The organism is Actinomadura sp. NPDC048955, assembly GCF_040649435.1.
Taxonomy (GTDB): Bacteria; Actinomycetota; Actinomycetes; order Streptosporangiales; family Streptosporangiaceae; genus Spirillospora; species Spirillospora luteofluorescens.
Genome location: NZ_JBEZJI010000029.1, coordinates 26,258 through 50,350, shown reverse-complemented (window position 1 = coordinate 50,350; position 24,093 = coordinate 26,258). Strand labels below are relative to the sequence as shown.

Sequence of the window (24,093 nt, the reverse complement as noted above, 5' to 3'; positions counted from 1 at the left end):
TTGGGGATCATGGCGGCTAGGCCGCGGTGAAGGGAGCGAGCCTGACCAGGGACTGCCCGGGACCGGACGCCGAACGGCCCATGGCGCGCAGCGCCGAGCACATCGTCACCTGGTTGGCGGTCAGCACCGGCTTGCCGATCATCTGCTCCAGCGGGGCGATGATGTCGTAGGTCGGTACGTTGGTGCAGCTGATGAAGACGGCCTCGGCCTCGGGGCAGTCCACCGTCGACACGGCCGACACGATCTCGCCGTAGCCGACCTTCCAGATGTGGCTGAGCAGCCCCAGCCCGACCGAGGAGACCACCTCGATGTCGTGCTCGCCGAGGAACGACACGAGCCGCTCGGTGACGGCGTCGATGTAGGGCGTGACGACCGCGATGCGCCGGGCGCCGAGCAGCCGCAGCGACTCCACCAGCGCGCCGGAGGTCGTCGTCGAGACCGGCGCGCCGGCCCGCAGCATCGACTCGTGCAGTTGCAGCTCGCCCGCCTTGCCGCGGATGAAGCTGCCCGAAGCGCACGCGTAGGCGACCGCGAGCGGCTCGGGCGCCAGGACGTCGCGGGTCGCCTGCCGGACGATCGACTGGTCCGACAGGGCGGAGGCCATCTCCACCGTGACCGGGACCGGCACGTACGGCAGCCGGGTCATGAACAGCGACACGTCGTCGGGCGTCCAGCGCCACAGCTCCCGGTCGAGGGCGAAGTCGAACGGCGCGACCACCCCGATGCCGTGCTGGGCGAGCAGCTCGGGGCCGACGACCAGGGAGGGGTCGAATGTCATCTGCGCGGCCGTCACTCTAGGACTCTGCGCGCGCGTAGAGGAGGCGCTCGCCGACGCCACCGGACCGCCAGACGTCGTTGCACGCCTCGGCCATCCGGTCGAGGCCGTCGACGATCGTCGCGTAGACGTTGCCGGGGACCCAGCCGACGTCCCCGTTCAGCAGCAGGTTGTTGCGGCCGTAGAAGATCGCGAGGTCGATGACGCCGGGCAGCGCGTGGATGTTCTTCTCCTCCTTGAACTTCCGGTCGAGCATCCCGCCGGGGAAGGAGAAGTAGACGACGTCGCCCGGGATGGGGGTGACGGTGGGGTTCTCCAGGCCGACCTCCTCCTCGGAGAACCGCTGGACCATCGTGTAGACCTCGTTGCGGGCGTACTTGGCGTGGTACGCCTCGCCTCCGAGGGGTAGAGCGTTCCAGACGGCCTCGCAGGTCCGCGGCGCGTCCTTCTCAAGAAGTTCGGCGACGCACGACACGCCGCGGCGCTCCAGAGTGATGGTCATGAGCTTGGACATGCTGACCTCCCCGTGGACAGGGGTGGGCGAGAGCGTCGCCACCCGAAGGACTCTCCATGTTCGTGGGGGGCGTCCCCCCACACCCCCGGACGGGGGCTGTTAGAGCGCTCTGGGATCCGTCCTGGCCCTGCTGGGCAGCGGTTGCGACGGTCTTGCAGCACATGTCCCATTGCGGTGCGCCGGGGCCGCGGTGCACCGCGTTGATTGTTGACAATCCTACGAACGCTTTCTAGCGTGTCAATGCCTCCCGCCGTTGCCTTCTCGTAAACTCCGCACACCCCGGAAGTGACGCCGATGGACCCTGCTCTGCCCGCATCCGGTGGCCCGCCTGACGTGGTGGTCCTGCTGGGCGACGTCGATCCGCGCGGCATGGAGGAGGCGGAGGGCCTCGCGCGCATCCGTTACGTGCGTGAAACAGAGCTGGCGAAGGCGCTTCCCGGCGCCGACGTCCTGTTCATGTGGGACTTCCTCTCGGACGCCCTGGCCGGCGCGTGGCCGGAGTCCGGCGGCCCGAGGTGGGTCCACATCGCCAGTGCCGGAGTCGACCGGCTCTTGTTCCCCGGCCTCACTCACAGTGACACTATTGTCACCAACTCGCGAGGCGTCTTCGACGAGCCGATCGCCGAGTACGTCCTCGGTCTCGTGCTCGCCTTCGCCAAGGACCTGCACACCACCCTTCGCCTCCAGGGCGAGCGGCGCTGGCGGCACCGCGAGACCGAGCGGGTCACCGGCGCCCGCGCGCTGGTCGTCGGCACCGGCCCGATCGGCCGCGCGATCGGCCGCCGGCTCTCGGCGGCGGGCCTGGCCGTCTCCGGCGCCGGGCGCACCGCCCGCGACGCCGACCCCGACCTCGGCGTCGTGCACCCCATGGAGCGGCTGGGCGAGGCGCTGGCCGAGGCCGACTACGTCGTGCTCGCCGCGCCCCTCACCCCGCAGACCCGGAAGATGATCGACGCGGCGGCGCTGGAGCGGATGCGGCCGTCCGCGCGGCTCGTCAACGTCGGCCGCGGCGGCCTGGTGGCCGAGGACGACCTCGTCGAGGCGCTGCGCGCGGGGCGGATCGCGGGCGCCGCGCTCGACGTCTTCGAGGACGAGCCGCTCCCGGAGTCCTCGCCGCTGTGGGACCTGCCGAACGTCATCGTGTCCCCTCACATGTCCGGCGACGTCGTCGGCTGGCGGGACGAACTGGTCCGGCTGTTCGCCGACAACCTCGGCCGCTACGTCTCCGGCCGCCCGCTGCGCAACGTCGTGGACAAGCGCCTCGGGTACGTGGGCTCGGAGCGGGCGGCACCACACCAGAGGGGGTAGCCATGGCCGATGCGGCCGATCTGACCGCGACCGAACTGCTCGCGGAGTACCGGGCGGGGACGCTGTCCCCGGCCGAGGCCGCCGGGGCCGTCCTCGCCCGGATCGAGCGGGACGACCCGGAGCTCAACGCGTTCTGCCTCCTCGACGAGGAGACCACCCTCGACATGGCGCGGGCCGCGACCGAGCGGTGGCGGCGCGGTGCGACGCTCGGGCCGCTGGACGGCGTGCCCGTCTCCATCAAGGACGTCCTGCTCACCCGCGGCTGGCCGACGCTGCGCGGCTCCAGGACGATCGACCCCGTCGGCCGGTGGGACGAGGACGCGCCGTCCGTCGCCCGCCTGCGCGAGCAGGGCGCGGTGTTCGTCGGCAAGACGACGACGCCGGAGTTCGCGTGGAAGGGCGTGACCGACAACCCGCTGACCGGCGTCACCCGCAACCCGTGGGATCCCTCCCGCACGCCGGGCGGGTCGAGCGGCGGCGCGGCGGCGGCGGTGGCGGCGGGCATGGCGCCGCTCGCGCTCGGCACCGACGGCGGCGGCTCGGTGCGCATCCCCGCCGCGTTCACCGGCACCTTCACGATCAAGCCGACGTACGGCCGCATCCCGCACTACCCGGCGAGCCCGTTCGGGACGCTCGCGCACACCGGTCCGATGACCAACACGGTGGCGGACGCGGCGCTGCTGCTCGACGCCGTCTGCGGCGCCGACGGCCGCGACTGGTCGTCGCTGCCGCCGCCGGACGTCGCGTTCGCCGAGGCCGGGGCCCCCGGCGAGGGGCGCGACGACCTGACCGGCCTGCGCGTCGCGTTCAGTCCCGACCTCGGGTTCGCGGAGGTCGATCCCGAGGTCGCGGCACCGGTCGCGTCCGCCGCCGGGGTCTTCGCCGAGCTCGGCGCGAAGGTCGAGCAGGTCGACCCCGGCTTCGGGGACCCGGTCGCGGATTTCGAGGTGCTGTGGTTCGCGGGCGCCGCCAAGGTCGTCGAGCATCTGTCGCCGCAGGAGCGCGAGCTGCTCGATCCCGGCCTGCGGGAGATCTGCGAGCAGGGCGCGCGGTACTCGGCGCTGGACTACCTGACGGCCACGGCCCGCCGCATGGAGCTCGGGCGGATGATGGGCGTGTTCCACGAGCGCTACGACCTGCTGCTCACCCCGACGACCCCGATCGCCGCGTTCGAGGCCGGCCTGGAGGTCCCGCCGGGCTCGCCGTCGCCGCGCTGGACGGGCTGGACCCCGTTCACCTACCCGTTCAACATGACCCAGCAGCCGGCGGCGAGCCTGCCGTGCGGCTTCACCTCCCGCGGCCTGCCCGTCGGCCTCCAGGTCGTCGGCGCCCGGCACGCCGACGCCCTGGTGATGGCCGCGTGCGCCGCCTACGAGCGGGCGCGGCCGTGGAGGCGGTTCACGGGAAGGTGATGACGGCGCGGCCCCGGTGGGTGCCCTCGTCCATCGCGGCGAGGACGCCCGGGGCCTCGTCCAGCGTGACCGGGGTGACCTCGGGGACGATCCCGTGCGCGACCGCGAACGCGAGGGTGTCGCGCAGGTCGTGCGGGGAGCCCGACGGCACGCCCATCACCCGCAGCCGGCCGCTGACCAGGGCCATCGGCGGCACGCTCACGTTCTCGGCGCCCATGCCGAGGTAGAGCAGGGTGCCGTCCGGGCGCAGGCCGCCGAACGCGGCGAGCCCCGTCGCGGTGTCGGGCGCGGTGTTCACGACGAGGTCGGCGCCGCCCCACGCCCGCAGCGCCTCGGCCGGGTCCCGCTCGTCGGTCGCGACGAACAGTTCGGCGCCGAGCGCGAGCGCCTCCTTCTCGGCGCGGCGCGACCGCGACACCACGGCGACGCGGGCGCCCATCGCGGCGGCGAACCGCTGGGCCATCGTCCCGACGCCGCCGGTGCCGAGCACGGCCACCCTGGACCCGGCGGCGGCCCCGGCCTGCCGGAGCCCGTTGAACGCGGTGAGCCCGGCGCACATCAGCGGCGCGCCGGCGACCGGGTCCAGGCCGTCCGGCAGCGGGGTGGCGAACCCGGCGCGGCCGACGAAGTACTCGGTGTACCCGCCGTCGCGGTTGACGCCGGTGACCTGCTTGGGCGCGCCCGTGCACAGGATCTGGTCGCCGCGGGCGCACTGGTCGCAGTGGCCGCAGGACCCGTACAGCCAGGCGGCGCCGACCGGGGTGCCGACTTCGGGCCAGTCGACGCCCTCGCCGAGCGCCGCGACGACGCCGCTGATCTCGTGCCCGGGGACGACGGGGAACGTTCCGAACGGGTAGTGGCCCCGCAGGTGGTTGACCTCGGAGAAGCACATCCCGCAGGCGGTGACCCGCACCAGGATCTCGCCGGGGCCGGGCCTCGGCTCGTCGCGGTCGACGATCTCCAGCGGTCCGCCCGGGGCGGTGAGCACGGCGCTGCGCATGGCGGCGCCCCCTCTCGTGTGATGACGGCCGGCAGGCCGTTCGTAGCATCGGTATAGCAATGACTGTACTCACGCTATAGGTCCGAGCATAGCGCTGTTCGGAAAATTTCTGTAACATCGTTGTTGTGACCGCCCAGAAGGACCCCGACACCCGCGACCGCATCCTGCGCGCCGCCGCGCGGCTGCTCACCGAGGCCGGCGGCGAGCCGGTCTCGACGCGGGCCGTGTGCACCGCCGCCGGCGTCGGGGCGCCGACGCTCTACCACCACTTCGGCGACAAGCGCGGCCTGTTCGACGCCGTCGCCGCCCGCGGCTTCGAGGAGTACCTGGCGAGCAAGCGGGCGCAGGGCGGCACGGGCGACCCGGTCGAGGACCTGCGCCGCGGCTGGGACCTGCACATCGAGTACGCCGTCACCCACCCCGCGTTCTACACGCTGATGTACGGGACGCCGCGCACTCCGGCCGCCGCCGGCGAGGCGTACGGCATCCTGCTGGGCCTGGTCGAGGCCGTCGCCGGCGCGGGACGGCTCCGCGTCCCGGTCGCCACCGCCGCCCGCATGATCCACGCCGCCGGGGTCGGGACGGCCCTCACGCTGATCGCGGGCCCGTCCGGCGAGGCCGCCGACCGGGAGGCGTCGGTCCGCACGCGGGAGGCCGTCCTCGCCGCCGTGACCTCGGAGGGCGGCGATCCGGCCGGCACGCCGCTCGCGGCCCGCGCGGTGGCGCTGAAGGCGGCCCTGGGCTCCGCCCCGCCGGCCGGGCTGACCGCCTCGGAGGCGGCGCTGCTCGGCGAGTGGCTGGACCGCCTGGCCGGCTAGGGCCGCGGGGTCCCGTTACCGGGGCGCCGGCGGCGCTTCACGCCGACGCCGCCCCAGAACGCCAGGCCCTTCACCACGACCGTGGGGGAGCCGGGCACGCCGGGCCCGCTGGCCCGCTGGTCGAACCCGCCCATGATCCCGAGCCCGTTGACGTGCACGGTGATGTCGTCCGGCACGATGATCTCGAACCCGCCCATGATCGCGAGCGCCCGGATCACGACCTGGCCCTCCTCGAACCGGGCCTCCCGCAGATCGATCTTTCCGCCGCCCCAGAACGCGAACGCCCGGAACCGGCGGGGGACGTTCCACACGCCCGCGCGGCGGAACCGCTCATGATCCCGATGCCGCTCCGCCAGGACGGCGCGCCGTGCACCGGCCGCCAGTCCGCCCCGGTCGCCGGGGGCGCCGCCCGGCCCGGTGAGGGCAGGTCGCGGGTGATCGGTCCGAGCTCCGCGTAGGTCTTGGCCGCGTACACCGCGTCCAGCCGCTCGTCGAGCTCGTCCAGCGTCAGCCGCCCCTCGCCGGCCGCGTCCCGCAGCACCTGCGCGACCCGCTCGCGGTCGGCGTCACCGGCCCGCATCTCCGGCGCTCCGGGCGTCCCGGGATGCTCGGGGAGGTTCGTCATGCCCGAAGCCTAGACGGACGCCGCCCGCCCCGCATGCCCGATCCGCCGTGGAATCAGGGCCGGGGCGGCTCCAGGCGGACGACGACGGACTTGGACGTGGGGGTGTTGCTGATCTCGGCGGTGCTGTCGAGCGGGACCAGGACGTTGGTCTCCGGGAAGTAGGCCGCCGCGCAGCCGGGCGCGGTCGGGTAGGAGACGGCGCGGAAGGCGGGGGCGCGGCGCTCGGCGCCGTCCGGCCACTCCGAGACGAGGTCGACGGTCGCGCCGTCGGCGACGCCGAGGCGGGCCAGGTCGGCGGGGTTGACGAGCACGACGCGGCGTCCCGCCTTGATGCCCCGGTAGCGGTCGTCCAGGCCGTAGACGGTGGTGTTGTACTGGTCGTGGCTGCGGACGGTCTGCAGCAGCAGCCGCCCCTCGGGGACCCGCAGGACCTCCAGCTCGTTCACCGTGAGGTTGGCCTTGCCGGTCGCCGTCGGGAACCTGCGCTCGTCGCGGGGCGCGTGGGGGAGCGTGAAGCCGCCGGGCTCGCGGAGGCGGGCGTTGAAGTCCTCGAAGCCGGGGACGACCCGGGAGACGTGGTCGCGGATCACGTCGTAGTCGCGCTCCATCGCCTCCCAGCCGATGCCCGAGCCGGGCAGCGCGGCCCTGGCGAGCCGGCAGACGATCGACACCTCCGGCAGCAGGTGCTCCGACGCGGGGGCGAGGCGGCCGCGGGAGGCGTGCACCATGCCCATCGAGTCCTCGACGGAGACGATCTGCGGCCCCGTCTCCCGCACGTCCCGCTCGGTGCGGCCGAGCGTCGGGAGGATCAGCGCCACCTCCCCGGTCACCGCGTGCGACCGGTTGAGCTTGGTCGACACCTGCGCGGTCAGCCGGCAGCCGCGCAGGGCCGCCTCCGTCACGGCGGAGTCGGGGGTGGCGCGGACGAAGTTGCCGCCCATCCCGAGGAACACCCTGGCCCTTCCGTCGCGCATGGCGCGGATCGCCTCGACGGTGTCCAGGCCGTGCTCGCGGGGCGGCTCGAACCCGAACTCGGCGGCGAGGGCGTCCAGGAAGGCGGGCTTCGGCCGCTCCCAGATGCCCATCGTCCGGTCGCCCTGCACGTTGGAGTGGCCGCGGACGGGGCAGACGCCCGCGCCGGGCCGGCCGATGTTGCCGCGCAGCAGCAGGAAGTTGACGATCTCGCGGATCGTCGGCACGGAGTTGCGGTGCTGGGTGAGGCCCATCGCCCAGCAGACGACGATCCGCCCGGCGGCGAGGACGTCCCCCAGCGTCGCGGCGATCTCCTCGCGGGTGAGGCCGGTCGCCTCCAGGACGTCGTCCCAGTCCAGGCGCAGGGCGTGCTCGCGGAACGCCTCGAAGCCGTGCGCGTGGGCGTCGAGGAACTCCCGGTCGAGGGCGCCGGGCGCGTCCGACTCCAGCAGCATCCGGTTGAGCGCCTGGAACAGCGCGAGGTCGCCGTTCAGCCGGATCTGCAGGAACCGGTCGGCGAGCACCGTGCCCCGCCCGGCCATCCCGGAGGCGCGCTGCGGGTTCTTGAACCGCATCAGCCCCGCCTCGGGCAGCGGGTTGACGGCGATGACGCGGGCGCCCTCCCGCTTCGCCCGCTCCAGCGCCGACAGCATCCGCGGGTGGTTCGTCCCGGGGTTCTGGCCGACGACGAAGACGAGGTCGGCCTGGTAGAGGTCCTCCAGCAGCACCGAGCCCTTGCCGATGCCGATCGTCTCGCTCAGCGCGGAGCCGGACGACTCGTGGCACATGTTGCTGCAGTCGGGCATGTTGTTCGTCCCGAACGCCCGCGCGAACAGCTGGTAGGCGAACGCGGCCTCGTTACTCGTCCGCCCGGAGGTGTAGAAGACGGCCTCGTCCGGAGAGTCCAGGGCGTTCAGTTCGGTCGCCAGCAGGCCGAACGCCTCGTCCCACGACACCGGCTCGTAGTGCCCGGACCCGGCGCGCTTCACCATCGGCTCGGTCAGCCGCCCCTGCTGCCCGAGCCAGTGGTCGGACCTCCCGGCCAGCTCCTCGACGCCGTGCTCGGCGAAGAACTCCCGGGTGACGCGCCGCAGGGTCGCCTCCTCCGCGACGGCCTTCGCGCCGTTCTCGCAGAACTCGGCGGTGTGCCGGTGGTCGCCCTCCGGCCAGGCGCACCCCGGGCAGTCGAACCCCTGCTTCTGGTTGACGCGCAGCAGCGTCAGGGCCGTCCGCCGCACGCCCATCTGGGCGTGGGAGTGGCGCAGCGCGGCCGTCACCCCGGGAACGCCCGCCGCCCAGGTCTTCGGTTCCGAGACCTCCATACCGGCGTCGTCGAAGTCACCGGCGGGCGGCTTGCGCGTCATAGGGCACATCCTCGTGGTCGGCCGACATCCCCACTGTCGCACGGTAGCGGCGGTCCGGCGCGCTACTGGGGCGGGCCTTCCGTCAGGTGGACGGTCCCCGCCATGCGGTCGCCCCGGCTCGTCGTCCACTCGATCCGGACGGCGTCGCCCGGGTGGCGGGCCAGCATCAGGGTCGTGAGGGTGGACGGGGTGTCGACGGAGGCGTCGCCGAAGGCGACGATGACGCCACCGACGGGGACCCCGGCGGCCTCGGCGGGGGAGCCGGGCACGAGTTCGGCGACCAGCGCGCCGGGGGAGCGGCCGTTCGGGCGGACCTTGACGCCGAGCATCGCGGTCCGGCCGATGTGCACGGTCGAGGACGCCTCGCCGCGCTGGATCTGCCGCGCGACCTCCAGCGCCCGGTCGGACGGGATGGCGTACCCCCGGTGGTCCTTGCGCTGCTCGGCGTCCTTCACCGAGAACCCGGCGGACGCCGCGGTGTTGATGCCGATGACCTTGCCGGAGGTGTCCAGCAGCGGCCCGCCGGAGTCGCCCGGCCGGATCGGCGCGTTCGTCTCGATCAGGCCGGTGAGCCGCTCGGAGGTGCCGTTGCTGTCGTCGCGCGCGGTGACCGACTGCTCCAGCGCGGTGACCCTTCCGGTGACGACGGTGGGCGTGCCGCCCTTGCCGCCCGCGTTGCCGACGGCGGTGACCGTGTCGCCGACCTCGACGCCCCCCGCGGAGGCGAACGCGGCGGCCTTCAGCCGGGTGGCCCCCGACAGCCGGATCACCGCGATGTCGCCGGCCCGGTCGTAGCCCACGACCTGCGCCGTGTAGCCGCGGCGGTTGTCGACGTCGGTCCCCTTGATCGCGGTGGCGCCCTGGATGACGTGGTTGTTGGTCAGCACGAGGCCGGACGCGGTGAGCACGATGCCCGTCCCGGCGGCGCGGGTGCCGTTCAGCGTCTGCTCGGTCTCGATGTTGACCACGCCCGGCCGCCGCCCGCTGGGCTTGGCGTGCTTGTGGCGGGTCGCCGCGGCGGAGGGCGGGGCGTCCTGCGGGGTCCCGCTCTCCACGACCCGGCAGCCGGGGGCGAGGAGGGCCAGGAGCGCCACCAGCAGCAACGGGATCGCGGCGCGGGCGCGGCGCCCGGAGTCCTCGCTCACCTGGATGCCTCCTCCCGCAGGTTCCTCCCATGATTCCCGATTCCGGGCAATTAGTCCGAAAGAAGGAAGGACAACGCGGGGCGGGTCCTGGCCGGGCCCGCCCCGGGGGCTCAGCGGGTGAAGTAGCGGCGGGGGTTCTCCACGAGCATCTGGTCGATCTGCCCGTCGGAGACCCCGGCGGCGCGCAGGGCGGGCAGGACGTCCTCGCTGATGTGCCGGTAGTTCCAGTTCGGCTGCATCGCGGGCACCGTCGCGGGGTCGGGGCCGAACCAGTCGATGAAGCAGGACGCGTCGTGGCTGAGGACCATCCGGTCGGCGTAGCCCCGCTCGCACAGGGCCGCGACGGTCGCGACCCGCTCGGAGGTCGGGTTGATGATGTCGAGGCCGAAGCGGTCCATGCCGAGGATCGCGCCCGTGTCGGCCAGCTCCATCAGGTAGTCGAGGTCGTTGCTGTCGCCCGCGTGCCCCACGACGACCTTGGCGAGGTCCACGCCCTCCTCGGCGAGCAGGCCCACGACCGTCCGGCCCGCGTGGATCGAGCTCTCGGTGTGCACGGTGACCGGCGCGCCCGTCTCGCGGTGCGCCGCGGCGACGGCCCGCAGCACCCGCTCGACGCCGGGCGTGAGGCCGGGGGCGTCCACGGCGCACTTGAGGAAGGCGGCCCTGACCCCCGTCCCGGCGATGCCCTCGGTCAGGTCGCGGGTGAAGTCGGCGATCATGGGGTCGGGGCCCTGGTCCACCAGCGTGCCGGGACCCCGGTGGTGGAACTGGAACGGCAGGTCGTTGTAGGTGTAGATGCCCGTCGCCACGATGATGTTGAGCTCCGGCACCCGCTCGTTGACCCGCTGGATGCGCGGGAGGTAGCGGCCGAGCCCCCACACCGTGGGGTCGGCGATGGTGGTGACGCCGAGCCCGGCCAGCTCGCGCAGCTTGCCGGCCGCGTCGGCGACCTTCTCCTCCTCGTCCCACCAGTCGCCCGCGCCGTAGTTCTGGACGTTCTCGGCGCCGAGCACGAAGACGTGCTCGTGCATCAGCGTGCGCCCGAGGGCGGCGGCGTCGACGGGGCCGCGGACGGTCTCAACTGCGGGCATCGATGGTTCCTCTGCGGGTGCGATACTGGCTCTGCGGGGGCATACCGACCGGTCGGTTTCTGGCAAGCTAAGGCGCGGGGCGCGCCGGAGTCAATGCCGCCGCGCGGGAGGAGGCGACAGGTGACGCAGGCCCATCCGACGCCCGGCCCGGTGCCGGAGTCCACGGCGCCCGTCCGGCAGAGCGCGGTCGAGCGGCGGATCCTGGACGCGGCGCTGCGGCTGTTCGCCGAGCGCGGCTTCGACGGGACGCCCGTGCAGAGCGTCGTGGAGGCCGCCGAGGTCACCAAGGGCGCGCTGTACCACTACTTCGACTCCAAGGACGACCTGCTCTACGAGATCTACCACTCGCTGATCGCCCGCCAGCTCGCCGACCTCGGCGCGGTGCTGGCGCGGGGGCTGCCGCCGCGCGAGGCCGTCCACGCGGTGCTGACCGGGCTGATCCGCAGCACCGCCGAGCACATCGACGAGGCGAAGGTGTTCGCCCGCGAGATGCACCGGCTGGACCACGCCCGGATGCGCTCGGTCCGCGCCGACCGCCGCCGCTACCACGTGACGTTCCGGGGCCTCATCGAGCAGGGCCAGCGGGAAGGCGTGTTCGGCACCGGGACCCCCGCGGAGACGATCACGATCGTCGCGCTCGGCATGGTCAACCAGATGCCGTCCTGGTACCGGGCGGACGGCCCCAAGCCCGCCGCGCGGCTCGCCGACGAGGTCGCCGGGTTCATCCTCGACGCGCTGGACCGGCCCACGCCCTGACGGTACCGCGCGGGGCCGCACCGTCAGGGCGGCGACGCGCCCCTCGGGGCCCGTGAGGCGACCGCGGTGACGGCCGCGGCGAGGACCGCCAGCGCGGCGATGGTCACGGCCATCGGGACGGCGGTGCCCGGCCCGGCGACGCCGGCCAGCGGTGCGGCGGCGCCGCCCAGCGCGAACTGGGCCACGCCGAGCAGCGCCGACGCGGTCCCGGCCACCCGCGGCGGGCGTCCGGCCAGCACCAGGGCGGTGGCGTTGGGGCCGATCAGCCCCTGCCCGCTCGCGACCAGGAACAGGCCCGGCAGCACCCCGCCGAGCCCCCATCCGGCGAGGACGGCGGCCACCAGGACCGCCCCGCCCGCCGCGACGACGGCGAGCCCGGCCGCCAGCAGCCGGGTCAGCGCGACCCGCCCGGCGAGCAGCGCGCCCGCCTGGCCCGCCGCGACGATGCCGAGGGAGTTGACGCCGAAGGCGACGCTGAACCCCTGCGGCGACATCCCGTAGATGTCCTGGAGCACGAACGGCGATCCCGAGATGTAGGTGAACATCGCCGCGAACGACAGGCCGATCGCCAGCCCGTACCCCGCGAACGCCCGGTCCCGCACGAGCGCCCCGCAGACCGCGGCGGTCGCGCGCGGCCCGCCCGTCTCGCGCCGTTCGGGCGGCAGCGTCTCGGCCAGCCCGAGCAGCGACCCGAGGAACAGCGCGACGCCGATCGCGGCGAGGACCGCGAACACGCCCGGCCACGGCACGACCCGCAGCAGCTGGCCGCCGAGGACGGGCGCCAGGATCGGCGCCAGCCCGTTCACCAGCATCAGCACCGAGAAGAACCGGGCCGCCGCGACGCCGTCGTACAGGTCCTGGACGATCGCCCGCGCGATCACGATCCCGGCGGCCCCGGCGGCGCCCTGCACCAGCCGCAGCGCGATGAGGGTCTCCACGCTCGGCGCCGCGACGCACAGCAGCGACGCGACGGTGTAGGCGGCGAGGCCGGCCAGCAGCGGTCGGCGGCGGCCGAGCCTGTCGCTCAGCGGCCCCGCCACCGCCTGCCCGACGGCGAGGCCGACGACGCACGCGGTCAGCGTGAGCTGCGCCTGCACGGCGCCCGTGGACAGGTCCGCCGACATCCGGGGCAGCGCCGGCAGGTACATGTCGATCGACAGCGGCGCCACCGCCGTCAGCGCGCCCAGCACGAGGACCAGCACGGGTCTCCGGCCGGCCGGAGGGGACGCGGACAGCTCGGAGCCGGCGGAGGCGGCCGCCTGGGTCATGGGGAGTCTCCAGCGGGGGCGGGGGAGGCTCAGACGGTGGTGATGACCTGCGCGGCGTCCAGGCGCGGGTTGCGGGGGCGGAAGGCGTCCGGGGCGGGCCTGCCCGCGTTGATCACGGCGATGGGGCGGAGGTTGCCCTCCGGGAAGAACTCCTTCTCGACGGCGTCCGCGTCGAAGCCGGACATCGGCCCCGCGGCGAGACCGGCGGCGCGGATCCCGAGGATCAGGTAGCCGAGCTGGAGGGAGGCGTTGAACCGGGCCATCGCCGGGCGGCCGGGGCTGTCGCGCAGGGCCTCGCGGGCGCCCTCCCGGTGCGGGAACGTGACCGGCAGGTGCTCGTGGAAGTCCTCGTCGGCGGCGGCGATCAGGGTCAGCGGGGCCGTCGCGGTCTTGGCGCGGTTGCCCTCGCTCATCAGCGGGACCAGCCGCTCGCGCGCCTCCCGGCTGCGCACGTCCACGATCCGCAGCGGCTGGGCGTTCATGGCGGTCGGGGCCCACCTGACCAGGTCGTAGATCGCGCGGACCTGCTCCTCGCCGACCGGCTCGCCGGTGAAGGCGTTGGCGGTGCGCGCCCCGCGGAACAGCAGCTCCTGCGCGGCGGGGTCCAGGATCAGCGGGGTCTGGCTCGCGGTCGTCGTCATGGCGCGCCTTTCGGACGGGGAAGCTTTCCGAAGGGGTCAATGCGATGACGGTCAGTTATCTTCCACGTCAGGAAGTGGGGTGCGTCACACAGCGGCGGCCGGCGGGGCGGCCGGTCAGAACGGGATGCGTTCGGCCGCCGCGACGAGCGCCCCCGCGATGGTGGCGACGGTCAGGACCGACACGCCGGCCAGCACGGCCCAGCGCCCCACCTGGTAGCCGGCGGGGACGCGGCCCGCGTCGCGTCCGCGCACCGGCCACGGGGCGCGCAGCGGCGCCGTCCCCGGAGGATCCGGCGGGACGTCGGCAGGCGGGCGCTCGCCGTCCGGCGCGCCCGCGGCGGGCAGCCCCGTCACCCAGCCGAGCAGGTCGGCGACGGCGGCGGGCTCGGTGCCGAGGCCGGAGGCGAAGTACCGCACCTGGGCGGCGACCTGGTCGAGCGTGCGCACGGTGTTGCCCAGCCCGACGCGGTCGAGCCAGTCGCGCGGGTCGCCGCCCGGGTCCAGACCGCGGCCGATCTCCGTGCGCAGCAGCAGGTCGGTCTTGGTGACGACGACGGCGACGCGCTTCTGCCGCCCCTGGTCGGGACGCGAGCGCAGCTCGTTCAGCACCCGCTGGAGGGTGTCGGCGGGGTCCTCCTCCGACGACGCGGCCGCCTCGTCGACGAACTCCCTCTCGTCCCCGGTCAGCGACCGGCGGAGCTGGGGGAGCGCGAACGGGTCCACGACGAACAGCAGCGCCTCGCTGTGCTCCAGGTAGCGCAGCGACTCGACCTCCGTCGCGCCCGTGTAGTGCTCGCCCGCCGGGTCGAACAGGTAGAGGATGCGCCGCGCGCGGCCCGGCAGCTCCACGTCCACCATGGTGGCCAGGGGCAGCTCCGGGCCGGTCTTGGCCAGGCGCCCGCCGCGCTGGAACTCGCGGATCGCGCCCGCGTACGCCTGCGCGTGCCGCTGCTCGACGAACGACAGCCGCCCGTGGACGGCGCGGGCCCGCGCGTGCAGGGCCCTGATGCCGAGGACCATGAACGTGGTCTTGCCCGCGGCCGGTCCGCCCACGAACGGCAGGGGCTCCACGCGGACGCGCCCGATGCGCTCGGGCAGCCGCCCCCCGCAGTGCGGGCAGTACGCGGCCAGGCGGAAGCGCCCGAGCGGGACGGTCGTGGGAAGCCGCGCCCCGCACCGGCACACGTGCCGGAACGCGCCGCCCGCCCCCGGCGAGAGGCGCCGGTGCCGCGCGCCGCAGCTCGGGCACGCGTACTCCGGCAGCCCGATCCGCTCGTAGCAGAAGGGGTGCGGGCACGTCTGGAGGATGCGGGCGTACCCCATGAAGACGCGTTCGACCGCCGCCAGGACGAGCACGCACGCCAGCCACGACGCCAGCCCGACCGCGGCGACCAGCCCGTACAGGACCGTCAGCGCGAGGACGAACACCGACGCGGGAACGGCGGCGGCGGTGATGCCCGCGCACAGCGCCAGCCAGACCGGGAAGACGAAGAACCCCCACGGGCCGCCGAGGAGCGTCCGGGTCAGGCTCAGCACGACGCCCCGGGCCGTCCGGTACACCTGCGGGACGACCGTGCGGCTGATCGTCCACCAGTCGCGCCACACCTGGCCGAGCAGGTAGTGCCGGTAGGCGACGGCGGGCTCGGCGACCGGCGAGGGCCCCTCCAGCGTGGACGGCGCGAGCGTCCGGCACGCGTGCAGGCAGTACACGCCGAGCGCGGCGGCCCCGGCGACGACCAGCGTCGCGGCGAACAGCACGGGGAACACGTACATGAACCCGAGCCACATGGCGCCCACCCACACGGCGATCAGCAGCAGCACGATGACGGGGTTCACGGGGTGCCCTCCAGGAGAAGGGCCCGCAGTTCGTCCCGCAGTTCGGGGCGGCGCGCCAGATGGGAGTCGAGCTGCCTGGCCGCGAGCCACCGCCGGGCCGCCGCCCGCGCCCACGCCTCCAGGGACGGCTCGGCCGCGCCGCGCCTGCGCAGCAGCAGCACCACCTCGACCAGCTCGTTGCGCCGCTCGACCTCGCCGCCGCGCAGCGGCGCGCGGCCGGCGCGGACGCGGCCGGGCAGCTCGGCCGTCCACCGCTGCGCGACCCGCGCCCGCACGGGGGCGGGCACGGCCGCCAGCAGCTCCGCCCGGAACCCGGGCGGCCGGGGCGACAGCCGCCGCGCCGCGTCGGCGAACGCCTCGCGGGCGAGGCTTCCGGTGGCGCCGCCCGCGTCGGCGAGGCGCTCCAGCGCCCGCGCGGCCCGCGGCGGGCCCGCGGTGATGGCCATCCCGTACGCCTGGACGAGGGCGGCGTCGCGCCCGGCGGGCCCGTCCGGCATGAGCGCGCGGACCCGCTCGGCGAGCCGCAGCGTCGCGGGGTCGGTGAGGCCGTCGCCGCCGGTGGAGGCGAGCCGCGCGAAGGTCCGGGACGGCAGTTCCGCCAGCGCCGGGGGCGGCGGCGCGGACCCGCAGGCGTCCAGCAGGTCGAGGCACGCGGCGGCGGACGGGGGCGCCGCCCAGATCTCCCGGAGCGCCCCGTCGACGTCGGCGGTGCCGTCGCCGTCCAGACGCAGCAGCCGGCCCGTCACCGCGATCCGGCGGCCCGGGCGCCTCCGCCCGACCGACGCCAGCACGGCGACCGCGACATCGGGCGCGGCGCGCAGCCGCCCGGCGTGCTCGTAGAGCAGGTCGCAGGTCTCGGGGGTGAGGGCGGCCGCCCGGTCCCCGGATCGGGCGAGACCGGCGACGACCCCGTCCAGCAGCGCGTCCCGCAGCCCGGCCGGGCAGCCGGCGAGCGCGCCCTCCAGCCCGGCGAGGCCGCGCCGGGCGCAGCGCGCCGCCGACGCCGCCACCTCGCCGGGATCGGCCGGGACGCCGGTCCGCTCCGCCACACCGGCCGCCTCGGCGACGTCCGCCAGCCGGGACGCCCCGGCGAGCCTCTCGGAGACCAGCTCGCCGACGCGGAGCGCGCAGCGGGGGGCGAGGTCCGCCGCTCCCGCCGCCCGCGCCCGCTCGTGCACGGTGAGCGCGAGATCGAGCCCCATGGACGGGACGCCCGGTGCGAGGTCGCGCCACACCCAGGCGGGGACGGCGGTCCCGCGCCGCGCCAGCAGCTCCGCCGCCGCGGCCTCCTCGTCCGGCGTCATGCCCGCTTCGCCCCGGCACAGGGCGAGCAGCGCGGCGGCGCCCTCCCGCGCGGGGTCGTCGAGCGGCGTCAGCTCGGCCAGGGCGTCCAGGCCGCCGAAGTCGCGGGCGCGCCAGCAGCCGGCGACGGTCCTGGCGAAGCGGCTGGCCCGGCCCTCGGAGGCACCGTCGCGCAGGTCGAACACGGACGCGTGGGAGGCGTGGCTCTGGGCGGTCGCCCAGACGGCGGGCGTCGTGCCGACCAGGCGCTGCGCGGCGCCGTCCGGGTCGGCGGTGTAGGTGACGAACGACAGCCGGGCCGCCGCCGCGACCGGCAGCGAGTACGACACGACCGCGATCCAGCGGGCGATCGCCTCCACGTCGTCGGCGACGAGGACGACCCGCCCGTGGCCCCGCCCCAGCACGCCCGCGACGGCGTCCACCAGACGGGCGAGCAGCGCGTACGGGTCGCCGGGCCCGGCGGCGGCGAGCCACCCGGCGAGGGCCTCCGGGGCGAGCGCGGAGCCCGGCGTCAGCTCCTCCAGCGGGTCGAGCACGGCCCCCGGCGCGGGCAGCGGCGTCCAGTGCGCGGCCTGCCACAGCTCGGCGGGCCGCAGCCCCTCCAGCTCCTCGGGCTCGGCCACCACCGCGTGCGCGAAGAAGTTGCCGTAGCGGCCCGAGTAGTCGCGGCCGAGGTAGCGGCACCGCAGCAACAGGGGCCGGCCGTCCACCTCGTCGTACAGCAGCGAGACGGGGAACAGGTCCAGCTCGGCGCCGCCCGGCGACAGCGGAGCGTCGGGCGGCGGACGGTACGACAGGTAGGGCGTGACCGCGGCCCGCGTCCCGTCCGGCAGGCCGGGCGTCTCGGCGACGAACTGGAACCCGGCCCGGCCGGTGGGCCCGCTCCGGGCGGAGGTGTAGTGCAGCTGCCAGGCCACCGCTACGTCCCTTCCGGGCGGACGCCGTCGAGCATGCCGAACCGGTACAGCAGCCACAGCAGCGGGTCCTCCGCCCGGTACGGCCGGACGCCGCCCGCGCCGACGCGCCCCTCCTCCGGGACGCCGCCGAGCGCCGACAGGCCGAACAGCGCGTGGTCGGCGTACTGCTGCCCGAGGTAGGTGTCGAGCTGCCCCGCCTGCCAGTCGTGCAGGAGCGCGCGGACCTGCGCGTTCACCGCGTCCCTGTCGTCGAGGTCGAGGACCCCCTGCCCCGACCGCGACCGGTGCAGCGCCGACTGGCGCAGCAGCCCCGGCCGCAGCACGTCGATCTTGGTGAGCGCGACCGCGACCGGGACGGGGAGCGGCGCGCCCGGACGGGTGCCGTGCCGCAGCCGCAGCACCTCGGTGACGCGCGCGATGACGTCCAGCGGATCGCCCGCCGGATCGCCCCCCGGATGGCCCGCCCCTGGATCGTCTCCGGCCGCGCGGGGGCCCGGCACCGCGTCCAGCACGCCCGGCCGCGCGCCCGGCAGCTCCAGCGGGTCGACCAGGAAGATGACCGCGTCGGCGGCCTCCAGGTACCGCAGGTGCAGGTCGGTGGCCTCGCGGCTGCGCAGGTCCTCGCCCGCCGTGTCGAACAGCACCAGCGCCAGCGAGTCGTTGCGGGGCCGGGAGAAGCGCCCCTTCCGGGACCGGGTCCGGGTGAGCAGGTACACCAGTGGTTCGCGCGGGCCGGTCGCGGCGCTCGGCGTCGTCGGGAGCAGCCGCCGCTCCTCCAGCAGCGGCCGGGCGAAGTCGCGCTTGTACCGCTCGATCGTCCGGTCGTCGCACGCGACCAGCGACGCGTCCAGCTCCGTCCCGACCCGGTTCATCAGCTCGTGCAGCAGGACGGCGATGTAGGTGCTCTTCCCGGCGTTCTTCGCCCCGACGAGCGCGACGATCCGCCCGGGGGAGTCGCAGTACGCCGACGGCAGCGGGTTGTGGCACTCGGGGCAGGCGCGGTTCCCGGTCGGCTGCCCGCAGCCGGGGCAGTCGGCCCGTCCCTTGCGCCCGGGCGCGGCGAACGCCGGCGGCAGCGACGCCCCCGCCGTCGACCCGGTGTACTCGGCCAGCCGCTCGTCCAGGACGGGGATGCAGCCCTGCCGCCGTCCGGACTGCCCCCGGCACCGGAACAGGATCCGCTGCGGCGCCACCGAGGCGAAGCAGTAGGGGCAGGTGATGCCCTGCCGGGGCGGCACGCCGGGGATTCCCACCCGGGCCAGGGGTCTCGTCATCAGGGGACCTGGAGTCGGCGGACGGGGGGATCGCTCAGCTCGACGGCGTCGTCGTCGGCGAAGCAGCGCAGCCAGTGCGGACCGGACGCCGCAGGCGCGCCGAGCGTCAGCTCGCCCGGCACGGGCACCCGCTCCCACGCGCCGAGGGTCTCGCCGTCGGCGGCGCGCTGCGGCATGACCCGCCCGGCGCGCAGCACCAGCGACAACCGCGCCACCCGCAGCGGCCGGGACGAGGTGAGCCGGAGGGTCAGCGTCCGCCGCCACGGCGGGCCCGAACGCAGCACGTCGTAATGGACGATCGTGCGCGCCGCGACCTCGGCGGTCACCGGCGGGCCGGTCATCCGCGCGCCGCCGACCGTCCCGGCCGCGGCGACGGACAGCTCGACCGGCTCGTCCTCGGGAACGGGCAGCCGGATCCCGCCCTGGGTGTCGTAGGCGGCCCGGGTGACGCTCTGCGCGGCCCGGACCGGGACGCGCGCGGAGTCGCCCGGCGGCGCGGGCTCCGCTCCGCCGTCGCGCCCGATCCGGTAGGCGACGTCGACCTCCGCGACGTCCGGCGGCCAGTCGAACCCGACGTGCACGTACGCGCCCCGCCGCTCGGCGACCAGCCGGCGCGGCGGCGGCAGGTTCACGTGCCGGTGGTAGGCGCCGATCGCGGCGGTGCCCTCCGCGACCGTCACCGCCAGCAGCCACCCGCCGGCGCCCGGCCGCACCGCGAGCCCTCCCTCCGCCTGCGCGCACGCCAGCCGCCGCGTCTCCCGCCGCACCTCCTCCAGCGGGACGAGCGCGCTGCGCGGCCACGGCGGCGGGCCCTGGCAGAGCACCAGCTCCACCGTCCCGTGCGCGGGCGGCGCGAACCGGGCCCGCACCAGCCCGGGGTCGGACGCGTCGGTCTCGGCGGCCAGCTCGAACACCGGCTCGGGAGGCGCGCTCGGCGTGGCCGACGCCCGCACCCCGGCCGTCTCGACCTCGCGCCCGGCCGCGTCGAGGTAGACGGCGGCGATCCGGTAGTGGTGCGTCCGCCCGTTCGGGACGCGCTCGCGGAACCCGTCCCGGCCCGCCGCGACGGTCCGGCCGTCCCGCGCCACGACGACCCGCACCGCCTCCGCCGGGCACCGCCAGCGTCCGGTGACCTGCCCGTCCCCGGCGGTCAGCTCGACCTCGCCCGGATCGGGCCGCACGACCACCGGCCCCGCCACCGCCGGCGCCGCCGCGGCCTCGCCCCGCACCGCGACGACCCCGTAGTACAGCGGCACGTTGACCGGAGGACGGGTGTCCAGCGCCCCGCCGACGGCCGTGCCGTCGCGCATGTCGCGCGGCGCCCTGCCCTCCCGCCGCACGACGTGGTGGACCACCTCGCCCCCCGTGGACGGCGAATCCTCCCAGGACAGCCGGACCGACGCGCCGTCCACGTCGAGGTGCACCGCCGGGACCGGGCGCGGCGGCAGGCGCCGCTGGTGGGCGGCGGCGCCCGGCAGGTCCCGGACGAGGCGCAGCGCGTCGGCGAGCAGGCGGTGGGCGCGGTCGGGGTCGGGCTCGGCGGCCGCGGCCTCGCGCAGGCGCAGCGCGGTGCCGAGGCGGTGCCGGGCCTCGGCGGCGAGCACCTGCTCCTCGGGCGGCTCGGCGCCGGGGGAGGGGTGCGGGACCCGCGCGGCGTCGGCCAGCCCGGCCGCCGCGTGCACGTCGCCGGCGTCCAGCAGCGCCCGGAGCCGCCCCGGCAGGCCGCCGCCCGGGTCGGTCTCGCGCACGACGGCGAACACCAGGCGGCGGGCGTCGCCCTGCTCGACGCCCAGCTCCTCGGCGGCGTACCGGAGCAGGGCGCGCTCGGACGCCCGCTGCCGCAGCCGCTCGCGGAGCCGGTCGGCGATGTCGAACAGCAGCAGCGCGGGCAGGTCGGCGCCCGAGCGCAGTGCGGCCAGCACGGTGTCGGCGTGCGTGGTGGTGGTGTCGCGGCTGCGGCGCGCCCACTCGGCGCTCGCGGCCGCGACCGCGTCCCCGTCCGGGCGCGGGCCGCCGCCCGGCACGGCGAAGCCGTCCAGGACGCGGATCGGGCCGGTGAGGCGGGCGCCGAACAGGAAGTCGGCGAGGTGGCGCCTGCCGAGGACCTCCAGCGACTCGCGCACCTTCCGGTACGCCGGGTAGGGCGCGGCGGACGGCAGCGGGTCGGGCTCGCGGATCTCGATGCCGTCGGCGGCGGCCGGCTCCGCCAGCTCGGCGGCCCGCACCCCGGTGGTGCGGGCGATGGCCTCGACCTCGGCGGGCGTGGCCATCCGCAGCGCCCCGGCCGCGTCGGCGAGGCGGCCGCGGGCCTCGCCGAGGCGGCGCTCGGCGCGCTCGCGGCCGCCGCGCAGCCGCGCCTCCAGCGGGCGGGGGTCGCCGCGCTCGGCGGCGGAGAACAGCGGCGCCAGCTCGCGGTGCTCGGCCTCCAGCCGGTCGATGAGCCGGCGGTACTTCAGCTGCCCGCGCGCCCGCCGCCAGCACTGCCGGACCTCCCGGACCCGCGCCGTGACGGCCGCCGCGTCCAGTCCGTCGAGCGGAGCTCGTCCGTTGAATGGCGGTGGGTGGGGGCTGGAGGACGGTCCGTCGAGCGCGTACCGGACGCGCAGGTCCTCGGGGGGCTGGTCGCCCGCGGCCCGCGCGGGTTCCAGCACCTCCCGCCGGTAGTCCTCGTCGAACGCCACGGGCGCCTCCAGGGGATCCGCGGCCCGCTCAGCTGACCTGGACCCGGGAGAGGGCCTTGCGGGAGCGCTCGACCTCCTCCTCCGACATGCCGCCGACGTCCACCTTCAGCTCCAGCCGCTCGCCGGTCTCCTTCTCCACGGCCGTGACGTTCAGCAGGCCGGAGGAGTCGAGCGCGAACGTCACCCCGATCGGCCAGCCCGACTTCTTGCCCGGCGGGACGCGGATCTCGCCGGTCGCGATCTCGGTGTTGTCGATCAGGTCGGCGGACTCCACCACGCCGGCCTGCTCCATCACCCGGATGTCGGCCGAGGCCTGGTCGTCGTAGACGGTGAAGAAGTCCTCGGTTCTGGCGGCGGGGAGCTCGTCGTTGGCGTGCACGAGGTGCGCGACGCTCTCGGCGCCGGTCTCCCGGTCGACGACCACGATCCCGAACGCGTGCGAGGCGACCGTCCTGATCCGCCGCCCGGCGATCTGCTTCTGCTGCTCGGCCGACAGGCCCGCCCGGTTCGCCATCTCCTCGGCGCGCTCGGCGGCGCCCTCCCGGACGAGCCGCCGGTAGGTCTCCTCGAACGCGTACAGGGCGGCGCCCTTGGCTACCGCGAGGTCGGGGTCCTGGAGGCGGGGGGCGAGGCCGAGCTCGGTCTGCAGCCGCGCCGCGACGACCGGCATCTTCGTGGAGCCGCCGACGAGGACGAGGTCGTCGTAGTCCTCCACGCCCTTCTCGGCGGCGGTCGCCAGCGTCCGGCCGGTGATCTCCACGGTGCGGTCGAGGAGGTCCTTGGTCAGCTCCTCCAGCTTCTCCCGCGTCACCTCGACGGAGGCGACCCGCCCGCCGTGCATCACCCGGACGGTGTGGGACGTGCGGGTGGTGAGGGCCTTCTTGGCGTCCTCGGCGTCGCGGCGCAGCTGCTGCTCGGTCTGCCGGTCGTCCAGCGGGTCGCCGGCGCCCGGATGCTCGGCGCGGAACCGCTCGGCGAGGTGCTCCACGAGCCGCGCGTCCCAGTCGGCGCCGCCGAGCTCGTGGTCGCCGTCGGTGCACACCACCTCGATGTGGCCCTCGCGCAGGGCGATGATCGTGGTGTCGAACGTCCCGCCGCCGAGGTCGTACACCAGGATCGTGCGGTCGGTCTCGGGGTTGAGGACGCCGTAGGTGATCGCGGCGGCGATCGGCTCGGACACGATGTCGATGACGTTCAGGCCCGCGATGCGGCCCGCCTTGCGGGTCGCGTCGCGCTCGGCCACGCCGAAGTAGGCCGGGACGGTGATGACGACGTCGCGGGCCTCCTCGCCCGTCGTGGTGCGCGCGTCCGTCGCCAGCTTCAGCAGGATGAACGCCGACACCTCCTCGGGCGTGAAGTCGATCCCGTGGATGGGGCGCGTGACGTCCCGGCCCATGTCCCGCTTGATCAGGCTGACGACGTTGTCGGGCTCCAGGACCGCGGTGTCCTTCGCGGTCTGGCCGACGACGACGTTCTCCCCGCTCTCGAAGAACACGACGGACGGGGTGGTGTCGGTGCCCTCCAGGTTCCGCTGGACGGCGGGCCGGCCCACATCGTCGATGGAGGCAATGCAGGAGTACGTCGTTCCCAGGTCGATCCCGTAGACGGCCATGTCCCTCACCCGCTGTTCGTCGTCTGTCCGTTGTGCGTCGCCTCGGCGGCGGGCACCGGCTCGGCGAGCCTGCCCACGCTGACCGCCGCCTTGCGCAGCACCTTCCCGCTCTGCTCGAACCCGTCGGACTGCACGTCCGTGACGGTGCCGTCCGCCACGGGGTCGTCGACCGGCGTGACCGCGACCGGACGGTGCCGGGACCCGTCGTAGGGGGCGCCCGGCTCGACGGTGAACCGCTCGACGCCGAGCCGCGCGAGCGCGTCGGCGACGTCGTCGGCCAGCGCGGCCAGCAGCGCCGCCGTCCGCCGCGGGTCGGGCGCGTCGGCGAGGCCGGGCGCGCGGAGCCGGTCGGACTCGCGGCGCGTCTGGTCGTGCAGCCGGTACAGCGCCGTGCGGACGGGCTCCAGCATCGCCTGCAGCTCCCCGCGCCGCAGCCGCTGGTTCTCCTCGTGCAGCCGGTCGATGACGGCCTCGCGGTGCTCCGCGCGCTCCCGCTCGCGGTCGAGGCGGGCGGTGAGCCCGGCGAGGGCGTCCCTCACCTCGGCGTGCAGCACCGCCCCGGCGTCGACCGCGCCGGCCTCACCCGCGGCGGCGTCCACGGCGCGCGGCGGTTCGGGCCCGGCACCGGAGGCCTCGCTGACTGGGGGTTCCCCGTCCCTCGACACGTAGAGTCACCTTAATGCTGGGCGGCAGGAGACGTCAGGCCAACCGATGACCTCCACCGGACTCTAGTTTGACCCGTGCCCACCGTTCCAGCACCGACTTTCCGTGCCGTTTTCTTG

At 75.5% G+C, this 24,093-nt stretch carries 20 protein-coding genes; 4 read left to right on the top strand and 16 right to left on the bottom strand.

Features of this window, described 5'->3' with window-relative positions; translation table 11 throughout:
- Positions 1-16: 16 nt before the first annotated feature.
- The gene (locus tag AB0C84_RS25830; protein WP_361071048.1) at positions 17-778 is read right to left on the bottom strand and encodes an Asp/Glu racemase; all 762 of its coding nucleotides are present in this window, start codon (positions 776-778) and stop codon (positions 17-19) included.
- A gap of 16 nt (positions 779-794) precedes the next feature.
- The gene (locus AB0C84_RS25825) at positions 795-1,277 is read right to left on the bottom strand and encodes a DUF3830 family protein (protein ID WP_361071169.1); all 483 of its coding nucleotides are present in this window, start codon (positions 1,275-1,277) and stop codon (positions 795-797) included.
- Between the two features lie 306 nt (positions 1,278-1,583).
- On the opposite strand from AB0C84_RS25825, the gene AB0C84_RS25820 reads away from it, so the two are divergent.
- Together AB0C84_RS25820 and AB0C84_RS25815 are read left to right on the top strand one after the other, a co-directional pair.
- Positions 1,584-2,597 carry a D-2-hydroxyacid dehydrogenase gene (locus tag AB0C84_RS25820; RefSeq protein WP_361071045.1) on the top strand — a complete coding sequence of 338 codons (1,014 nt, stop codon included), beginning with the start codon at positions 1,584-1,586 and terminating at the stop codon, positions 2,595-2,597.
- 2 nt (positions 2,598-2,599) lie between these two features.
- Positions 2,600-4,009, top strand: coding sequence for an amidase (locus AB0C84_RS25815; RefSeq protein ID WP_361071042.1), 1,410 nt, complete (start codon positions 2,600-2,602; stop codon positions 4,007-4,009).
- Here AB0C84_RS25815 and AB0C84_RS25810 read toward each other — a convergent pair.
- Entirely contained in the window at positions 3,996-5,009 is a 1,014-nt protein-coding gene (locus AB0C84_RS25810) for an alcohol dehydrogenase catalytic domain-containing protein (RefSeq protein WP_361071039.1), read from the bottom strand. The two genes, AB0C84_RS25815 and AB0C84_RS25810, sit on opposite strands and share 14 nt — an antisense overlap.
- Positions 5,010-5,134: 125 nt before the next feature.
- Here AB0C84_RS25810 and AB0C84_RS25805 point away from each other — a divergent pair, with 125 nt between their 5' ends.
- A complete protein-coding gene (locus AB0C84_RS25805; RefSeq protein WP_361071036.1) occupies positions 5,135-5,827 on the top strand; it encodes a TetR/AcrR family transcriptional regulator in 693 nt (230 codons plus the stop codon).
- Here the strand turns inward: AB0C84_RS25805 and AB0C84_RS25800 are convergent.
- From AB0C84_RS25800 to AB0C84_RS25780, 5 genes are all read right to left on the bottom strand, one after another.
- Positions 5,824-6,138: a LiaF domain-containing protein gene (locus AB0C84_RS25800; RefSeq protein ID WP_361071033.1), complete on the bottom strand. Its 315-nt coding sequence runs from the start codon at positions 6,136-6,138 to the stop codon at positions 5,824-5,826. The two genes, AB0C84_RS25805 and AB0C84_RS25800, sit on opposite strands and share 4 nt — an antisense overlap.
- Positions 6,042-6,452 carry a DUF1707 domain-containing protein gene (locus AB0C84_RS25795; protein ID WP_361071031.1) on the bottom strand — a complete coding sequence of 137 codons (411 nt, stop codon included), beginning with the start codon at positions 6,450-6,452 and terminating at the stop codon, positions 6,042-6,044. Before AB0C84_RS25795 ends, AB0C84_RS25800 begins: the two co-directional genes overlap by 97 nt.
- 53 nt (positions 6,453-6,505) lie before the next feature.
- Positions 6,506-8,788, bottom strand: a complete 2,283-nt coding sequence (locus AB0C84_RS25790) for an FdhF/YdeP family oxidoreductase (RefSeq protein WP_361071028.1) — start codon at positions 8,786-8,788, stop codon at positions 6,506-6,508.
- A 62-nt stretch (positions 8,789-8,850) separates the two neighbouring features.
- Entirely contained in the window at positions 8,851-9,933 is a 1,083-nt protein-coding gene (locus AB0C84_RS25785; RefSeq protein WP_361071025.1) for a trypsin-like peptidase domain-containing protein, read from the bottom strand.
- Between the two features lie 110 nt (positions 9,934-10,043).
- Complete coding sequence (locus AB0C84_RS25780; protein WP_361071022.1) at positions 10,044-11,024, bottom strand: phosphotriesterase-related protein; 981 nt, start codon at positions 11,022-11,024, stop codon at positions 10,044-10,046.
- 120 nt (positions 11,025-11,144) lie between these two features.
- Between AB0C84_RS25780 and AB0C84_RS25775 the strand changes: the two genes are divergently transcribed.
- The gene (locus AB0C84_RS25775; protein ID WP_361071019.1) at positions 11,145-11,780 is read left to right on the top strand and encodes a TetR/AcrR family transcriptional regulator; all 636 of its coding nucleotides are present in this window, start codon (positions 11,145-11,147) and stop codon (positions 11,778-11,780) included.
- A gap of 23 nt (positions 11,781-11,803) precedes the next feature.
- On the opposite strand, the gene AB0C84_RS25770 is transcribed toward AB0C84_RS25775, so the two are convergent.
- The 8 genes from AB0C84_RS25770 to grpE all read right to left on the bottom strand — a co-directional run bounded on the left by AB0C84_RS25770 (position 11,804) and on the right by grpE (position 23,976).
- On the bottom strand, positions 11,804-13,048 hold the full coding sequence (locus tag AB0C84_RS25770; RefSeq protein WP_361071016.1) for a multidrug effflux MFS transporter: 1,245 nt from the start codon (positions 13,046-13,048) through the stop codon (positions 11,804-11,806).
- Between the two features lie 29 nt (positions 13,049-13,077).
- Positions 13,078-13,689 (bottom strand): malonic semialdehyde reductase, encoded by a 612-nt coding sequence (locus tag AB0C84_RS25765; protein ID WP_258942196.1) that lies wholly within the window; start codon positions 13,687-13,689, stop codon positions 13,078-13,080.
- Between the two features lie 114 nt (positions 13,690-13,803).
- Positions 13,804-15,525: a hypothetical protein gene (locus AB0C84_RS25760; RefSeq protein ID WP_258942195.1), complete on the bottom strand. Its 1,722-nt coding sequence runs from the start codon at positions 15,523-15,525 to the stop codon at positions 13,804-13,806.
- Complete coding sequence (locus AB0C84_RS25755; RefSeq protein ID WP_361071011.1) at positions 15,522-17,744, bottom strand: hypothetical protein; 2,223 nt, start codon at positions 17,742-17,744, stop codon at positions 15,522-15,524. Before AB0C84_RS25755 ends, AB0C84_RS25760 begins: the two co-directional genes overlap by 4 nt.
- A gap of 2 nt (positions 17,745-17,746) precedes the next feature.
- Complete coding sequence (locus AB0C84_RS25750; protein ID WP_361071008.1) at positions 17,747-19,018, bottom strand: hypothetical protein; 1,272 nt, start codon at positions 19,016-19,018, stop codon at positions 17,747-17,749.
- The gene (locus tag AB0C84_RS25745) at positions 19,018-21,699 is read right to left on the bottom strand and encodes a hypothetical protein (RefSeq protein WP_361071005.1); all 2,682 of its coding nucleotides are present in this window, start codon (positions 21,697-21,699) and stop codon (positions 19,018-19,020) included. Before AB0C84_RS25745 ends, AB0C84_RS25750 begins: the two co-directional genes overlap by 1 nt.
- Positions 21,700-21,727: 28 nt before the next feature.
- Positions 21,728-23,311, bottom strand: coding sequence for an Hsp70 family protein (locus tag AB0C84_RS25740; protein WP_179847677.1), 1,584 nt, complete (start codon positions 23,309-23,311; stop codon positions 21,728-21,730).
- Between the two features lie 5 nt (positions 23,312-23,316).
- Positions 23,317-23,976 (bottom strand): nucleotide exchange factor GrpE, encoded by a 660-nt coding sequence (gene grpE / locus AB0C84_RS25735; RefSeq protein WP_361071001.1) that lies wholly within the window; start codon positions 23,974-23,976, stop codon positions 23,317-23,319.
- Positions 23,977-24,093: the final 117 nt, after the last annotated feature.

Excerpts from the sequence above, each read along its gene's own strand:
- AB0C84_RS25830 (WP_361071048.1), bottom strand. The coding sequence starts at position 778 with ATGACATTCGACCCCTCCCTGGTCGTCGGCCCCGAGCTGCTCGCCCAG.
- AB0C84_RS25825 (WP_361071169.1), bottom strand. The coding sequence starts at position 1,277 with ATGACCATCACTCTGGAGCGCCGCGGCGTGTCGTGCGTCGCCGAACTT.
- AB0C84_RS25820 (WP_361071045.1), top strand. The coding sequence starts at position 1,584 with ATGGACCCTGCTCTGCCCGCATCCGGTGGCCCGCCTGACGTGGTGGTC.
- AB0C84_RS25815 (WP_361071042.1), top strand. The coding sequence starts at position 2,600 with ATGGCCGATGCGGCCGATCTGACCGCGACCGAACTGCTCGCGGAGTAC.
- AB0C84_RS25810 (WP_361071039.1), bottom strand. The coding sequence starts at position 5,009 with ATGCGCAGCGCCGTGCTCACCGCCCCGGGCGGACCGCTGGAGATCGTC.
- AB0C84_RS25795 (WP_361071031.1), bottom strand. The coding sequence starts at position 6,452 with ATGACGAACCTCCCCGAGCATCCCGGGACGCCCGGAGCGCCGGAGATG.
- AB0C84_RS25790 (WP_361071028.1), bottom strand. The coding sequence starts at position 8,788 with ATGACGCGCAAGCCGCCCGCCGGTGACTTCGACGACGCCGGTATGGAG.
- AB0C84_RS25780 (WP_361071022.1), bottom strand. The coding sequence starts at position 11,024 with ATGCCCGCAGTTGAGACCGTCCGCGGCCCCGTCGACGCCGCCGCCCTC.
- AB0C84_RS25770 (WP_361071016.1), bottom strand. The coding sequence starts at position 13,048 with ATGACCCAGGCGGCCGCCTCCGCCGGCTCCGAGCTGTCCGCGTCCCCT.
- AB0C84_RS25765 (WP_258942196.1), bottom strand. The coding sequence starts at position 13,689 with ATGACGACGACCGCGAGCCAGACCCCGCTGATCCTGGACCCCGCCGCG.
- AB0C84_RS25750 (WP_361071008.1), bottom strand. The coding sequence starts at position 19,018 with ATGACGAGACCCCTGGCCCGGGTGGGAATCCCCGGCGTGCCGCCCCGG.
- AB0C84_RS25740 (WP_179847677.1), bottom strand. The coding sequence starts at position 23,311 with ATGGCCGTCTACGGGATCGACCTGGGAACGACGTACTCCTGCATTGCC.